Annotated in this window: 11 protein-coding genes; 8 read left to right on the top strand and 3 right to left on the bottom strand. The window is 75.3% G+C overall.

Annotated elements, in window-relative coordinates:
• Positions 1-80, bottom strand: an 80-nt coding sequence (locus tag AB0N76_RS36225; protein ID WP_363564740.1) for a KR domain-containing protein, incomplete at its 3' end; no start/stop codon positions are given.
• A gap of 191 nt (positions 81-271) precedes the next feature.
• Here AB0N76_RS36225 and AB0N76_RS36220 point away from each other — a divergent pair.
• The 7 genes from AB0N76_RS36220 (at position 272) to AB0N76_RS36190 (ending at position 12,283) form a co-directional block, all read left to right on the top strand.
• Positions 272-1,828 carry a hypothetical protein gene (locus tag AB0N76_RS36220; protein ID WP_363564738.1) on the top strand — a complete coding sequence of 519 codons (1,557 nt, stop codon included), beginning with the start codon at positions 272-274 and terminating at the stop codon, positions 1,826-1,828.
• Positions 1,828-2,268 (top strand): hypothetical protein, encoded by a 441-nt coding sequence (locus tag AB0N76_RS36215; protein ID WP_363564736.1) that lies wholly within the window; start codon positions 1,828-1,830, stop codon positions 2,266-2,268. Before AB0N76_RS36220 ends, AB0N76_RS36215 begins: the two co-directional genes overlap by 1 nt.
• A 152-nt stretch (positions 2,269-2,420) precedes the next feature.
• On the top strand, positions 2,421-3,275 hold the full coding sequence (locus AB0N76_RS36210) for an SAM-dependent methyltransferase (RefSeq protein ID WP_363564734.1): 855 nt from the start codon (positions 2,421-2,423) through the stop codon (positions 3,273-3,275).
• A gap of 317 nt (positions 3,276-3,592) precedes the next feature.
• Positions 3,593-4,090: a hypothetical protein gene (locus AB0N76_RS36205; RefSeq protein WP_363564732.1), complete on the top strand. Its 498-nt coding sequence runs from the start codon at positions 3,593-3,595 to the stop codon at positions 4,088-4,090.
• A 20-nt stretch (positions 4,091-4,110) separates the two neighbouring features.
• Entirely contained in the window at positions 4,111-6,114 is a 2,004-nt protein-coding gene (locus AB0N76_RS36200; RefSeq protein WP_363564730.1) for a CHAT domain-containing protein, read from the top strand.
• The gene (locus AB0N76_RS36195) at positions 6,111-11,006 is read left to right on the top strand and encodes a hypothetical protein (RefSeq protein WP_363564728.1); all 4,896 of its coding nucleotides are present in this window, start codon (positions 6,111-6,113) and stop codon (positions 11,004-11,006) included. Before AB0N76_RS36200 ends, AB0N76_RS36195 begins: the two co-directional genes overlap by 4 nt.
• Entirely contained in the window at positions 11,003-12,283 is a 1,281-nt protein-coding gene (locus tag AB0N76_RS36190; protein ID WP_363564726.1) for a hypothetical protein, read from the top strand. Before AB0N76_RS36195 ends, AB0N76_RS36190 begins: the two co-directional genes overlap by 4 nt.
• A 16-nt stretch (positions 12,284-12,299) precedes the next feature.
• On the opposite strand, the gene AB0N76_RS36185 is transcribed toward AB0N76_RS36190, so the two are convergent.
• A complete protein-coding gene (locus AB0N76_RS36185; RefSeq protein ID WP_363564724.1) occupies positions 12,300-12,740 on the bottom strand; it encodes a DUF4259 domain-containing protein in 441 nt (146 codons plus the stop codon).
• An 86-nt stretch (positions 12,741-12,826) separates the two neighbouring features.
• Positions 12,827-13,744 carry a PaaX family transcriptional regulator C-terminal domain-containing protein gene (locus AB0N76_RS36180; protein ID WP_363564722.1) on the bottom strand — a complete coding sequence of 306 codons (918 nt, stop codon included), beginning with the start codon at positions 13,742-13,744 and terminating at the stop codon, positions 12,827-12,829.
• 399 nt (positions 13,745-14,143) lie between these two features.
• Between AB0N76_RS36180 and AB0N76_RS36175 the strand changes: the two genes are divergently transcribed.
• Positions 14,144-15,805: a beta-propeller fold lactonase family protein gene (locus AB0N76_RS36175; protein ID WP_363564720.1), complete on the top strand. Its 1,662-nt coding sequence runs from the start codon at positions 14,144-14,146 to the stop codon at positions 15,803-15,805.
• The last annotated feature ends 51 nt before the right edge of the window (positions 15,806-15,856 follow it).

Raw genomic sequence — 15,856 nt, 5'->3', positions numbered from 1 at the left:
ACCAGGATCAGCCGCCGGGCCCCCCGCCGGACCAGCGTCCGGCAGAGCAGCCGCCCGAGCGCCCCGAACGCCCCGGTCACCAGGTACGCGCCGTCTGCCCGCGACCCCGGCCAACCTGCACCACCAGGCCGGCACCGTCCCCGGCGACGCCACCCGCTACCTGTGCGCCGCCGCCTGGCTGGACCGCCGGTTCCGCGCGGCACTGATCGAGGAACTGGTCGAACAGTCCTTCCGCATCCCCGCCCCCTCGCCCGGCACCGACCTGGTCCGGGTGCTGCACGAGGCCCTCACCGCCCGCCGCTGGGAGGCCTGGACCGGCGTCGCGTGCCTGCTCGTCCTCGTCCTCGGTTTCCCGCTGCTCGGCGTCGGCGCCGGGATCGCCACCCTGCTGGTGCTCCTGCTGCTCGGCCTGGTCGGCGGCTTCGGCGCCGGCCGGATGGACCACCGGCTCGGCCTGGAGGTCGAGCGCCTGATGATCACCCCGCAGGCCCCGCGCGCCACCGGCTGGCGGGGCGTCGTCGCGGTGATCGGCCGGGTCGTCGGGGCGCTGGCCCTGCTCGTGACGGCCATCACCTACTTCTACGGCCCGGTCCGGAGTGCGGACCTCGACCTGGATGTCGCCCCCGACCTGCTGAGCGGCGTCGGCGTCGTCATGCTCCTCGAACTGGCGGCGCTCTGGTGCCTGCTGGCCGCGCTCCGCTACCGGCTCCGCCGCCGGCTGAGCGCGCTCGTCGGGATGGACGACACCCCCGTCGCCCCGCCGGAGCCGCGGTCCGCCCGGTCCGCCCGGCTGTACGACCGGCTGCGCGAGCAGCAGGGCGGGCCCGAACTGCTCTACCGCCGGCAGGCCCCGCTGGTCGGCCTGGGCGAAGCCGGACGGATCTGGCGGATGACCTTCGAGCTGCGGCCCTCCGCCGAGCGGGCCGCCCAGGGCCGGGTGCCCGACGCGATCGACGCCACCGCGCTCTACAAGACCGTCGCGGCCCGGGTGCGCGCGCTCGCCGACGACCCGCGCTACCCGGACGACGCGCTGCGCGGCCTCTCCGTCACCGACCGGGTGTTCCGGCCCAGCCTACGCGGCGACCAGCCGGACGGCTGGCTGGGCGCGATGTCCGGCCGAGCCGGCGAGCAGGTGCTGCTCGAACCGGCCTGGGCGGACCTGCTGAGCCGCTCCGGCCACGAGCGGCTGCGGCACTACCTGGCCATCCGGGTCGGCTCCTGGCAGGAGGAGGTGGTGGTCACCGTGCTGGTCCGGGCCAGCACCCGGGGCGGACTGCTGTACCTGGAATGGCTGCCCTATGTGCTGGGGCCGGTTGCCCAGGCGTACCACGTGGTCGACCTGCTCGGGCACCGCTCCGGGTTCGCCCACGCTATGAACGCGCTCGGCTGGTCCGCGCGCCGGCTGCCCGGTGACCTGGTGATCGCGGTCGGCCAGCTGCGGCAGGGCTGGACCTCGCGCCGCCGGGCCGCCCGGCTCGCCCGCCGCTACCGCCACCTCACCCGGGCCGGCTACGCCGTCGACTACGCGCCCCGGTCGAGCGTGCGTGAGCTCGGCGCCGGCGGGACGTACCAGAACATCTTCCAGGAGCACGACGTGCAGCGGTTCCTCAGCACCGTGACGGAGCGGGTGTTCAGCGCGGTCGGCGACGAACTGCGGGCGCGCGGCTACGACAGCACGGCCTTCGAGGAGCAGTCGCAGAGCATCACCAACATCAACAACGGCGGGGTGCAGGTGGTGGGTTCCACCGTGCACGGGCCGGTCGCGGGCGGCAGCAACGCGCGGATCGACCTCGGCAAGGAGAGCAAGGGCAAGGGGAAGGGGAAGTGATGAGCAGTCAGCAGCCGGATCCGGTGGGCCCGTTGGGTCCGCCGGCGGGCGGTAACTGGAACAGCGGCGGCGTCCAGGTGGTCGGCTCGACCGTGCACGGCCCGGTGGCCGGCGGCCAGGGCGCGGTCGTCCGGATCGGCGCCGACGCGGCCGCCGGGGGAGCGACCGGTCCCGAGGCGCTGCGCGCGGCGGCCGAGACGCTGCGCGCCGCGCTGGCCCGGCTGCGCGCCGAACAGCCGGGCGCCGTACCGGAGGAGGACGCCGCCGACGCCGAGGCCGCGCTCGCCGACATCCTCGCCGAGACGGCGCTCGACGAGCCCCGCGAGGGCCCGCTGCGGCGCCGGGTCAGGTCCGCGTCCGACGCGCTGCGGACGGTCGCGGTGCTGGCGGCGGCGGTGAGCGGCCTGGAGACCGCGTTCGCGGCCCTGTTCGGAGGCTAGGACCCGGCGCCAGGACGCCCCCGGCACCCCGGGAACTCGCCGTCGCCGTCCACCGGTTACGGTTACCATGCGCACCAAGGCGTGACCGCCGAGGCGGTCGACGCGACGGGGAACGCACGGGGACGCATGCCATGGGAACAGGGGAGGGCGAGATGTCGCGCGCTGACTGGGTGTCGGGGGAGCGGTCCGGCGAGCAGGACCGGGAGACCTGGGCGGGGGTGGACCTGCGGATGGACGTCCCGCACTCGGCCCGGGTCTACGACTACCTCATCGGCGGCAAGACCAACTTCGCGCCGGACCGCACCGCCGCCCACGCCTCCGTGAAGGCCTGGCCGGCCCTGCCCACCTCGATGCGGACCACCCGCACCTTCATGGAACGGGTGGTCCGCCACCTCGCCGAGAAGCACGGCGTCCGCCAGTTCCTGGACATCGGCACCGGCATCCCCACCTCGCCCAATGTGCACGAGATAGCCCAGGCCGTGGCGCCGGAGTCGCGGGTCGTCTACGTCGACAACGACCCGATCGTGCTGACCCACGCCCGGGCGCTGATGTCCAGCACCCCGGAGGGCCGCACCGCCTACCTTGACGCCGACCTGCGCGACGTCGACTCCATCCTGGACTCGCCGCGGCTGCGCGAGGTGTTGGACCTCTCCCAGCCGGTGGCGCTCTCGCTGATCGCGATCGTGCACTTCGTCCTCGACCGGGACGATCCGCAGGGCATCGTCCGGCGGCTGATGGACCGGCTGGCGCCCGGCAGCTTCCTCGCTCTGACCGTCTTCACCGGCGACACCGACCCGGTGGGCGTCGGCGGCGTCGGCCGCGAGTACAACGCCCGGGGCATCCCGCTGCAGATCCGGGACCGGGCCGAGACCCTCGCCTTCTTCGACGGCTACGAACTGCTCGACCCCGGCGTCACCCTGGTCCACCACTGGAACCCGGACCCGGGCGCGGCGCCGATCCGGGACCGGGACATCGCGATGTACGGCGGTGTGGCCGTCAAGCGCTGACCGGCCCCTCGGCCCGGCCGGGCACCTTTGAGCACGTCCGAGCGGACCTGACCGAACGCCATGTCCCGTTGCGGTAACGGGGAGCAGTCGGTCAGGTCCGCTCTGGCATACTCGCGTGCACACCGAAGCGGAGGCGCCGACCGCCGGATGGTGGTCGGCGGGGACGAAGGGGGCGCGGGATGCCGGGGACGGAGTCCGGGGCGGACCAGGGCGGTTGGCCGCCCGGCGCGGGAGCGGGTACGGGAGCGGGGGCCGGGTCGGGGGAGCCGGAGTCGACGGCGTCGCGGTCGACGACGGCGGCACCGATCCACTGGACGGTGTACCTCCTGGTCTGCGTGGTCCTGGCCGGCTACGCGGCGATGATGATCTTCCTCGCGGTCAAGCGCGGCGACGCGAACTGGGACCGCCTGGTCTTCCTCTTCTCCGGCCTGGAGGCCATCGTCTTCGCCGCCGCCGGTCTGGTCTTCGGCGGCTCGGTGCAGCGCGGCGCCCTGAACGCGGCCCGGGAGGACGCGGCCGCCGCGCGGGCGGAGGCCGGCCGCCAGGGCGCGGCGGTCGACGCGGCGCGCGGCGACACCGAGGTCCTCAACGGGCTGCTCGCCGCCATCTCGCTCGGGGCCGACGCCGAACGCGGCGGGGCGCAGCCCACCGCTCCCGACCGCGCCGTGCCCTACGGCTCGGGCGACGCCGCCCGGGTCGCCGAACTGCCGCCGGGCGCGCACGGCGCCCGTCCGGTCGGCGCGCCACCGAGAGCCTGGAGCATGGTCGAGCTGGAACAGTTCGCCCGGACCCTCAAGGAGCGACGGGCGAACTGACACCGTTGGACGCCGAGGCCATGGACTGGCTCCCGCCCCACACCGCGCTGATCCGGATCGGCGAACCGGCCCCCGACGGCGGCGGCCACCCGACCCTCCTCGCGGTCGGCCCTGGTGGAGCCGAGCCTGCCGGCTCCCTCCGCGAGGGCCGGGCACTCGCCCACGATTTCCTGCGCCACGATCAGCTCCTCCTCTGCAGCGAACTGTTCACCCCCGAGCTGCCGCTCGCCGCGGACGTCCGGACCGCCGGCGGCCTGCTCGGCCGCGCCCTCGCCGAAGCCGAGCTGCTCGACCCCTGGCTCGACCAGGTGCGCCGGAGCCACGCCGCCGGCCACCCGGCCCGCACCCTGCTCGACGTCCGGCCGCAGCCGCTGCGCGGTCTCCCCTGGGAACTGGTCGCCGACCCCTGCGACGGCGCCGAGCCGTTCTGCGTCAGCGCCGGCCCCGGGCTCACCTTCGCCCGGCTGGACCACCCGAGGGCCGCCCTCGCGCAGGGCGAACCCGCGCCGCTCCGGCTGCCGTTGCGGATACTCGTCGTGCTGGGTGAAACCGACCCGGCGATCCGGGCGGACGACGAGATCGGACGGATCCGCACCCGGCTGGCCGACCCGATCGGCGAGTGGCACGTCGAGGTGCTGCACACCCCCACCTCCGAGGAACTCGCCACCGCGCTGCGGGACCTCACCCCGCACGTCCTGCACTTCATCGGCCACCGGCAACGCGACGACGCCGACCGGGGCGTGCTGACCTTCCACCCGCCCGGCCGCGAACCCTGGCAGATCACCGGAGCGAACGTGCACGGCCTGCTCGCCGTCCACCCGCCGCGTCTGGTCGTGCTGAACGCCTGCGACACCGCCGGGCCGGCCACCGAGCCGCTGCTGGCCGCGCTGCTGCGCGGCGGCGTGGCGGCGGTGATCGGGATGAGCGGCGGCATCGAGTCGGGGCCCGCCGTCCGGTTCGCCGAGGCGTTCCACGGCGCCCTCGGCCAGGGCGAGCCCGTCGACCACGCCGTCCGGGCCGCCCGCCACGCGCTGCTGCGAGCCGACCTCGACCGGGCGGACTGGGCCCGGCCGGTGCTCGCCGTCCGCGTCCACCCGGACGCCGTCCTGGAGCGCTCGGCCGACCTGCGCGGCGCGGCGGAGACCGACGACCGGTTCGCCGACGAGCGCTGGAACCTGCGGCACGCCGTCGACCGGGTGGCCGAGCGGCGCCGCCTGTTCGACGGCTTCGCGCCGACCGGTCCGGCCACGCCGGTCACCGTGGTCACCGGCGGCCCCAAGATCGGCAAGGCGACCCTGGTCAGGTCGGCGCTGCACACCTGGTACCGCAACGGCGCCCTGACCATATGGGTCGACCTGCGCGTCCTCGGCGGGACCGCCACCTGGCTGGACCTGGTCCACGCCGTCGTCGACCGGCTGCGCGAAGCCGCCCCCGGCCACAAGCAGCTCCTGCTGCTCGAACACCGCCTGGCCCGGCTCCACGACCACTGGACCACCGACGAGCAGGGACCCTGGCTCCCGCTCGGGACGGACCGGGTGTGGCAGGAGACCGTCCCCGGCAACAGCGTCGGCCTCGCCCCCGACCGCCGGCACACCGCGCTGCATCACCTCGCCGACGCCCTCCACACGCTCGCCACCGAGGCCGGACTGGTCCTCGCCCTGGCCGGCCTCGGCTCGCTGGAACGCCTGACCCTCCAGCAGCTGCTCGCCCCGCATCTGATCGAGCCGTTGGCCGCCCGCGCCGACGGCCGCGCCCGGACCGTCCTGATCGCCGACGACGAGGAGGCGGCCCTGGTGCCGTACCCGCTGCGGGAGACCGCCCGGTGGATCCCGCTCGGCCCGTTCGCTTCGGACGTGGTGGAGGAGGCGGTCCGCGACTACGGCCGGGTGCGTGGTTTGTCGGAGGAGCACCGGGGGATCTGGGAGGCGATGATGGCGCCCCTCACCGCGATCCACGGCGGATTGACACCCAGTTCGCTCGGGTTGACGATGCGCGCCTTCGAATCGGAGCTGAGGGTCCGATGACCGACCGCCTCCCCACCCCCTTCGACGAACTCGGCGCCCGCATCGAGCAGGGCGACCCGCTCGACCGGATCCTGCTCGACCGGATCGATGCCTCCTGGCGGGACGTCCTGCGCAACTGCAGCGTCGTCCCCGACTTCACCGAGGAGCTGTACCGCATCGTCCTGGCCGGTACGAGCGGCCCGTCGATCGCCGAACTGCTCGACCACGGCCTGCTCGAACGGGCGGCCCCACCCGGCCGCTACCGGATCACCGACCTGCTGCGCTTCACCTGCTGGGACTCCTGGTGGCAGGGCAGCGCCACGCCGAGCAGCACGGCCCCGGTCCGGCTGCGCAACCTCGCCGTCACCCTGGCCCGGGTCTACGCGACGGCGGGCGACCAGCCCGCGTGGCTGCGCCAGCTCGCCATCACCGGCGAACTCACCCCCACCGGCTTCCGCGCCGCCTTCGACGAGGCCGACCGGCGGTTCGACCTGGCCCACTGCCAGGACCTGGTGAACGCCGTCACCGACCCGCAGATCGCCCCGCTGCTCCCGCGCCCGCTCGGCCGCACCGTCGCCGAGGCCCGCGTCCGGGTCCGCTCCCGCGCCCTCTGGCGCCCGGCCTACCACCAGTCGGCCGGCTACTTCGGCCGCGAACGGGCGGAGGAGCCGCTGCGCGCCCTGGTCGAGCGGCCGACCGAGGCGGTCGTCCGCCTGCACGCCACCGGCGGCGCCGGGAAGTCCATGCTGCTGCGCTGGTTCATGGCCCGGTACTGCCAGGACCGGGCCATCCCGGTGCCCTGCGCCTACCTGGACTTGGACCGCTGCGATCCGGTCGTGGCCGCCGGCCAACCGTGGCTGCTCCTGCTGGAGGCCGCCGCGCAGTTGAACGAGCAGCTGCCGGACGCGCCGTTCGAGGAACTCCTCGCCGAGCACGGGGAATGCCTCTCCCTGCTTCTGGGCAAGCGCGACCGGGCCTCCGGTCCGGCGCTCACCGTCCAACGGGGCCGAGCGGTCCGGCGGCGCTTCGGCGCCGTCCTGGAGGAATCCCTCCAACGCCGGGGCACGTCGGCGATCCTGGTCCTGGACACCCTGGAGGAGCTGCTGCTCCGGGACGGCGCACCGCTGCGGGAACTCACCGCCATGCTCGACGAACTCGTCGAAGCGCCCGGGGTGCGGATCGTCCTCTCCGGCCGGTACGACCTGGCCGAGGCCGTGCCGGTGCGAGCGCGCGCGGTACGGCTCGAACCCTTCGGCCGGGAGGAGGCCGACGCCTACCTGCGCGAGGTCCGCGCGATCGCGGACCCGGAACTGCGCCGGGCGATCACCGAGAGCAGCGACGGCCTGCCCTACACCCTCGCCCTCTTCGCCGACCTGGCCGGCGACCTCACCGCCGAACAGATCCGCTCCGCTTCCGGCCCCGGACTCCTCTACGCCATCGACCGCGTCCTCGAACGCGTCCACGACGACCGGATCCGCTGGCTGCTCCGCTACGGGGTGATCCCGCGACGGCTGACCCTGCGCGTCGTCGAGGACGTGATGCTCCCGCACCTGCGCTCGGCCATCCGGGGCCGGAGCACGGACGACGACCCCAGCCGCGACGAGCGTCCCGTCGTGCGGTTCCCGATCTTCCTCCAGGCCGACCCGGGCTTCACCGACGACGCGGCCGAACTCCCCGACCTCTGGGCCGCCCTGACCCGATACGCCGGTGACGCCCTCTGGGTCGACCGAGACCCGGCCGACCCGGAAGCGCTGGTCCTGGACCCGATGGTCCGCGAGCCGCTGCGCACGCTGCTCGCCGACCACCCGGTGTCGCGCCTGCTCCACCGCGACCTCGCCGAGCACTTCGCGCGGCGAGCGGAGGAGGACCAGGAGCGGTGGGTCGAGTGGAGGGTGGAGGAGTTCTACCACCGGTTCACGGCGGACCCGGAGGAGGGCGAAGAGGCGTGGGCGCGGCTGCTCGGGCGGCCGGGGCCGGGCACTCCGGAAGTCCGGCCGGCCCTGGTGGTCGAAAGGGTGACAGTACTCGAACTGTCGGGTGAAGTGACTCTGCCCCCTCATGCCCGGGTCCGCGCACGACTGATGATCTGCCGGTCCTATCTGGAGATCCCGGAAGTACAGGAGGAACTGCTCGCTGATCTGGGCGCAGCGCGCTCCTTGCTGGACGGGGCGCCGGACCCGGAGCTCGGCTGCTCGGTCGAGCTGGCCGCCGCCGCCGTACTCATCGAGCTCGGCCGCCTGTCCGAGGCGAAGGACAGTCTGGACAGTGCCGCGCGGAACCTGGACTCCGTCACCACCGAGTCCGTCGCCGAACACCACCGCCTGACCGGCGCCGTCTCCCTGGCGCGGGGCCGGGTCGGCGAGGCCCAGTACGCCTTCGAACAGGCCGACCGGCTGCTCCGGCCCGGGGGCGGACCACCCGCGCCCGAGACGCTCGCCGACGTGACGCGCCTGCTGGACGCCGGATTCGTCGGCCACGCGGCCCGCTGGCTGCCCCGGCTGGGCACCGCGAGCGCGCCCGAACTCCACCTGCGGCTGCTGCTCGCCGTCGGCCGCCCGAGCGAGGCGCTCGACGCGTACGCGGAGCTCGCCCGCAGCCGCCTGAGCCGGCCGACCGACCTGGCGGCGCTCGCGGCGCTTCGGCTGCACCGGCCGAACCACGTGCTGGTGCTCACCGACTCGCCGGCGGCCGTCCCGGTCGCCCGGCCCGGCGAGGCCCGGTGCCTGCTGGTCCGCGCCGAGGCGCTCATCCGGCTCCGGGCGCCACGGGCCGAGGTAGCCCAGTTGGTCCGGCTCGTGGAGGAGGCGGACCTGCCGGAACCCGAGCTGATCCCGCTCCTGGCGCGGGGCGCCCGGCTGCTCCGTGCGGCCGGCGGGCGCCATTCGGAAGCCGTGGACATGATGGCCCGCGTGGTGCGGATGACGGATCCCGGGCCGGCCGAGCCCGCGACCCCCACCGTGCCGCTCCCGGTCCTCGCCGACCTGATGTGGTGGCCCGATGTGCCCTCGTGGGTGATGAGCCACGTCCTGAACGCCTGGCGCGCGTCCGCGCCGCCACCGAACCGGGTGCTCTGGCTGCTCGGCGGGCTCGCCTTCGCGGACCCGGCCGAGGACGAGGCGCTGACCGGCGAGATGATCGACGCGCTCGGTCCGCTGGGGCTGCCGCAGGCCCGCCTCGTCGCCCTGGAGCGGCTGCGCGAACTGACCCGGCCGCTCCAGGTGTCCCTGGAGACCGCCGCCCGGCTGACCGACCTGTGCACCCCGGACCTGGAGTGGACCGAGAGCCCCGACGCGGCCGCCCTCGGGCTGACCTACGCCGAGCTGCTCCGCCTGCTCGGCCGCACCTGGCAGGCGCGCGACCTCGTCCGCTCCTGCATCGCGGTGCTCACCCGGACGGAGGGTGCGGCGTGGTTGCTCCACCTCGACCGTCCGGCACCCACGCACCGGCCGGGCGAGCCACTGCCGCCCCGGCTGGCCGATGAACTGGCCCGGCAGTACGCGCGGGTCCCGGAGGCGGCGGCGGCCGTGCTGGTCGAACAGGCCGTGGCGGCGTTCTGGGAGGGTTGGGACGAGGAGGGGTGGACCTTGTCGGTCCGGGCCCGGTCGTTGGTGGAGCTCCGCCCGACCAGCCTCACCAAGGCCCGTGCCATGGCTGTGGCGGCGATGGCGGAGAGTCGGACCGGACGGGGCCCGGACGAGGCCGGTACGCTGCTCCGGTACGCGCGGGAGCTGTACCGGGAGCTCGGTGTCGAGCCGGAGAGCTGGCTCCTCCCGACGACCGGCAGCGCGGTCGTGGTCGCCCCGGGGGGCCTGTGGCGGGAACACGTTCTCACGTTCTCCGGCGGCACCCGCTTCCCGCCGGTCCGTGCCCGGTTCCGGGTGCGGCTCCCCGACGGGTCCGAGCGTGCGAAGGTGGTGCCGCGCCGGGTGGCCGACTGGTTCCGCACCGTGGACGCCTTGCAGACCGTGCTCTCCGCATCCGACGCGGAATGGGTGGCGGAGGTCGGCCCGGTGCTGGCCGTGGTGCCCGGCGACAGCACCGATCTGCGGGTGGAGTCATCCGCCGATCACCGGGTGCTGGCAGCCGCGCCGTTGGAGGCGGCACTCGCCACTGACGGGAAGTTGGCACTCGGTCCCGAACGGCGGCACGTCTACCGGGGGTTGTCCGAACGTCAGGGTGAGGCGGTGGGCCTCGGACGATTGCAGAGCCTGCGCGACCACCATCCGGGCGACAGCCGGGCGACGGACCTCCGCTCGTTCGTCGAGGACCTCTGGCTGGGCGCTCCCGCACCGGTCCGAGTCGCCGTGCTGGCGCGCAACCGCTCCGCCGGGGACTCGGAACACACCGGTGGGCGGTCCTCGATGCCGCACGTCCTCCCGCTCTACCAGGTGAGCCGCGCCGCGCACCTGGTGGACCCGACGCGCGGCGACGCCGCCCGCGCCACACGTGGGCCGCAACTCATCCACCTCCAGGGAGAGTTCCGCGAGTCCTCGGGCCGGATCCGGGCGCAGTGGGACGCCCGGGGCGCGAGCGACGCGGCCGGGCTCGGCGAGTACCTGGGGCGGCGCCGCGGCCCCAACCCCGTCCTCGTCCTGGAGGCGACGCACCCCGGCTCGCACCACGAGGCCGTGCGGCAGCTGCTGCTGCGCAACCTGTTCGCCGCCGAGGTGCTCGCGCGCGGCGACTTCTCGGCGGTCCTGGCCATCGGCCCGTTCCTGCGGCCCGGCGCGGAGAGTGAGCGCGCCCGCCGGAAGTTCGTCGAACAGCTCCTCACCGGGACGCGTCCGGCGGACGCCGTCCAGGAGCTGACCCGGGCGCTGCTGCGTCATCCCGGCCCGCCGACCATCGCGCTCCCCGCGCTGTTCAGCGTGCTCCCGCCGGACCTCCTCGCCCCACTCTGGACCGACCTGTGACCCCCGTTGTCCCGAAGGCCGTCACCCGCCGCCGAGCCGCCCTCCGGGCGCGGGTCGACGGGCTGGCCGCCGACCTCGACCACTGGCTCGCCCTCACCGCCGACACCGACGCGCCCTTCCCTCAGCACCACACCCAGGTCTGCGCCCTGGACGCCGCGCTCCGCCCGCTGCTGGCCCGGGTCCGAGAGGGCGAGCCGGAGCGGTCCGACGTCGAGCTGAGCCTGCTCCAGGAGGTGTGGTGCCGGCTGCGGGACGCGCTCGCGCAGCGCCACGACGAATCGGTGGCCGACTTCCTCCTGCTGGCCGACGACTTCGCCTGGTCCTGCCACCTGCCCGCCCTCACCGCCGCCCGGACGGTCGAGGGCGGCGACCCGCCTCCGGTGGAGCCGCCGCTGGTCCACCTCACCGCGCACGCCGTGCCGTTCGCGCTGCCGCGGCTGATGGGCGACGGGCGGCGGGCGCGGGTCGGCGAGCTGCTCAGGGCGCTGCCCGTGCCGCTGGTCGGCCTGCCGTTCGTGCAGTCCCGGCACCTGCCGGAGGCCGTCCTCACCGCCCACGAGGTGGGCCACTGCGTGCTCGACGCGTTCGGGCTCGCGGGCGAGTTGAGCGCGCTGCTGCAGCGGACCACCGAGGGCGCCGACTGGTGGACGGACCGGCTGCCGGAGGTGTTCGCCGACCTGTACGGGACGCTGTGCGGCGGCTCCGGTTTCGCCTTCACCCTCGCCGAGTTCGTGGCCCTGACGCCGGACGGCCCGCCCAGCCCCCGCTACCCGGTGCCCCGGGTCCGGGTGGCGCTGGTCGCGGACACCCTGGCGGAGGCGGGTCACCCGGACGCCGCCGCCGAGCTGCGCGCCGACTGGGCCGGGAACCCCGGCCGCGAATCCGCGCCCGAGGGGCTGCGCCCCACCGTGCACACCCTGCTGACGGCCCGCCTGAAGGCCCTCGGCGGTGCCACCCTGCTCGGTCTCCGTCCGGCGGCGGCCGCCGACGCCGACCTGCGCGCGACGGCCTCGGCGCTGCTGCGGCGCGCCCCGCTCCCGGCGGGCGTCACCCCGTCCGCCGGCCTGCTGGTCCCGGCCGCCGCGTTCGCCTTCCACAGCAACCCCGAGCGCTACACCACCGTGGCCAGCGCCCTCACCGAGCGCGTCCACGAGCGGGCCGCCGCGCACCGCACCCGCGGCCTCCGCGGCACCGTCGCGGACCGTCCCGCCGACACCCCCGAGGCTCAGGGCGCCCGCGCCGCCGGCCGCCTCACCAGCCTTCTCGACGGCTGGTGAGGAGGGTGGAGAGCCCCTACGCCTCGAACAGCGTCTCCTCCTGCGGGCGGCCGGGCGCGGGATCGAGGACCGCGCGTATGCGGTCGACGTCCGCCCGCCAGAGCGGGCCGTCCTCGGTCTCGTCCCAGAGCTCGGCGAGTTCGGAGTCCTCGGCGAGGACCCGGTCGAGCGCGTCGACCGCGAGCCCCCGGAGGTCGGGCGAGAAGACCGGCAGGGACTGCTCGGGTCCGTAGGGAGGTTCGACGGGTGCGCCGCCGGGGTACTGGGCGGCGATGCGCGCCGCGGCGGCGACGGCTTCGGCCCCGTAGTCGGCGTCGAGGTCGTCGCGGCTCTGCGCGGCACGGAGCAGTGTGCTCCGGACGAGGCTCTCGCGCTCGTCCGGCGCCGTCTCGTCCAGCGCGTTGGCGAAGTCCGCGGCCGTGTCGTTCTCGAAGGGGCCGATGTCCCAGGTGCCCATGGTGCTCTCCTCGCAGGTCCGTCCCCGGATCCTCGCACCCGCCACTGACAACGGCCGCGGGGCGTCCCGCCGATGCGGCACGGAGGTCAGGCGGGCGGCCCGGGCTCGCCGGTGATGTCGGCCATCACCTCGTTGTACCGCTGGAAGAAGCGCGGACCGGGGTCGGCGTCCGCTCGGTCGGTGCGGCGGAGGTGCCGCCAGCAGGCGGCGGTGAGGGCGCGGGCCTCGGTGCCGGGCCAGGGCCGGGGGAGGAGCTCCGGAGGGAGCAATGGGTCGAGGGCGGTGGCGCGGGTGAACTCGGCGGCCAGTTCCAGGGCGATGGCGAGGTGTTCGGTCCGCGTCGCCGAGGCGGTGGCGGTGGCGGTCACCGGGGCGGTGGCGGTCAGGCGGGTGAGGCGGTCGGCGGCGAGGGCTGCCAGGCGGCGGTGGCCGTCGGCGAGTTCGTCGAGGGGCCAGAGCCGGCGGGCCAGCGCGCGCGGCTCGGTCTCGCCGGCGATGCGCAGATCGGTGCTGGTGAGCAGGGTGACGCCGTCGCCGACGCCGAGCCGTTCGACCTCGGCCTCGACATAGGGCTCCCAGGCGTTGGCGCTGACGTAGACGCCGCCCTGGACGGCGGCGCCGCCGAGCCGGACCAGGGTTTCGCGGAGGGTGTCGCGGGCGGTGCGGGCGGATTCGGGGACAGCGAAGGCGGCGAGGTGCCAGCGGCCGTCCCAGGGGGCGAGGCCGGCGTCCTGGGCGTACATGTGGCGGACGAACTCGACCTCGGGCTCGGCGGAGCGCCGGGCCTGTTCGGTCTCCCGCAGGACGGCGCGGCGGCCGCGGCCCTCCTGGACGAGCAGGCCGTCGGCGGCCATCCGCTTGATGCAGAGGCGGACCTGCTGGTCGGTCATGCCGAGGGCGCCGGCGACCGCGTACAGCTCGCCGGCGTCGATGGTGCCGTCGGCCCGGACCATGCCCTCGACCAGGGTCCGGGTGGGGACCTCGACCCGTCCTTCCTCGGTCATCGCTGCCGCTCCTCTCCGGTTCCCGCGTGGACGCGCGGATGTCCTCCGGTGAGTCTAGTACGCTCAAAACTATCGAATATGAAACGAGAGTTTCTAGAACGATAGAAAAGCTGGGGGATGACATGGCAGTGAAGGTGGCCCCGGTGGCGGGCCGAGAGTGACGGTTGGGGCGGTTGGTTCGACTCCGATGGTTCGGATGATGACCGGATGACCGGTTTTGAACACTTGGTGACAATCCCGGTCATCCCCTGACGCTCCGTCAAGCGGGCTTCTACGCTTCGGGCGCCCGTCGGCATCCCGTCCGAGGTCGACGGGCGCGCGCCGGACACCGGCCCCCGGTGCGGCGCGCAGAGCCCCGAGACGACGATCCCCGACCCGACGATCCCCGGAGACCCCACCGTGAGACAACGCCCGACCCAGCGCCGGTTCTGGACGGCCGCGGCCGCCACCGGCGCGGCCACGGCCGCCCTGCTCGCCCAGCCCGGCACCGCCGGCGCCGCCCCCGCAGCCGCCGCCGCGCCGCCGCCCACCGTGACGGCCACCGTCCCGGTCGCGCCCTACCCGGCGGGCGTCGCGCTCTCCCCGGACGGCGGACGCGGCTACGTGACCAGCCAGGGCAGCGGCACGGTCACCGTCCTGTCCACCGCCACCGGAGCGGTGACCGGCACCTTCACCGCCGGCAGCGGCTCCTACGCCGTCGCCTTCGCCCCGGACGGGGGCCGCGCCTACCTCACCCACCACCTCGACGGCACGCTCAGCGTGGTGGACACGGCGAGCGACACGGTGACCGCCACCGTCCCGGTCGGCGCCGGGGCCTTCGGGGTGGCGGTCGCCCCCGGCGGCGCCCGGGCGTACGTGACCAACGCGGGCGCCGGGACGGTCAGCGTCGTGGACACCGCCAGCGGCACCGTCACCGCGACCGTCCCGGTCGGCGCCGAGCCGCACGGGGTGGCCGTCGCCCCGGACGGCGCGCACGTCTACGTCGCCGCCTCCGGCGACCAGCGGGTCGACGTCATCGACACCGCCACCGACACCGTGAGCGCCTCGGTCCCGGTCGGCCACGGCGTCTTCGGCCTGGCCCTCGCCCCCGACGGCTCCCGGCTGTGGACCGCCAACGGCGGCGACTCCACGGTCAGCGCCGTGTCCACCGCCACCCTGGCCGTGACGGCCACCGTGCAGGTCGGCGCCAATCCGTACGCGGTCGCCGTCGCCCCGGACGGCCGGACGGTGTACGCCAGCAACTACGCCGACGACACGCTCAGCGTGCTGGACGCCGCGAGCGGCACCGTCACCGCCACCGTCCCGGTCGGGGCGAGCCCGTTCACCCTGGCGCTCGCGCCCGACGGCCGACGCGGCTACCTGGCCGACTTCGACGCCGCCGCGGTGAGCGTCCTCGGGTTCCCGTTGCCGGTGCCGGTGGTCACCGGGATCAGCCCGGCGAGCGGGCCGCAGGCCGGCGGCACGGTCGTGACCGTCACCGGCACCGACCTGGCCGGGGCGACAGCCGTCGGCTTCGGCGCGGCCGGCAATGCCACCGCCTTCTCCTGCACCGCGACCGCCTGCACCGCCACCGCGCCGGCCGCGGCCGCCGCCGGCGCGGTGGACGTCCGGGTCACCACGCCCGGCGGCACCAGCGCGGCCGTGGCCGCCGACCGCTTCGAGTACACCGCGCCCACCGCCGACCTCGCCGTGACGCTCACGGCCACGCCGGTGACCGGGCTGCTCGGCGGGCGGGTGGACTACACGCTGACCCTCGCCAACCAGGGCCCCGCCCCGGTGACCGCCGCCACCGTGACGGCCGGCCTGCCGAGCGGGCTCGGTGCGTACAGCTCGGACTGCGCCGTCGCCTCCGGCCGGCTGACCTGCACGCTCGCCCAGCCGCTGGCCGTGGGCGCGAGCACCACCCGGCACTTCACCGTGCAGGTCGGCCTGCTCAACCTCGGCCGGACCTTCACCGTCACCGCCGCCCGCACCGGCGGCACGCCGGTCGACGCCGTGCCCGCCAACGACTCGGCGAGCCGGACCTGCCGGACCACCCTCGCGCTGATCAGCTGCGACTGAGTCCGGGCGGCCAAGCTCGACGGGCCCGCACCTTCCGTCCCCGGACGGAAG

The sequence above is a fragment of the Kitasatospora sp. NPDC093806 genome, from assembly GCF_040683335.1.
GTDB lineage: Bacteria > Actinomycetota > Actinomycetes > Streptomycetales > Streptomycetaceae > Kitasatospora.
Note: the sequence above shows the minus strand (reverse complement) of the source record. Positions and strands in the feature narration are given on the sequence as shown.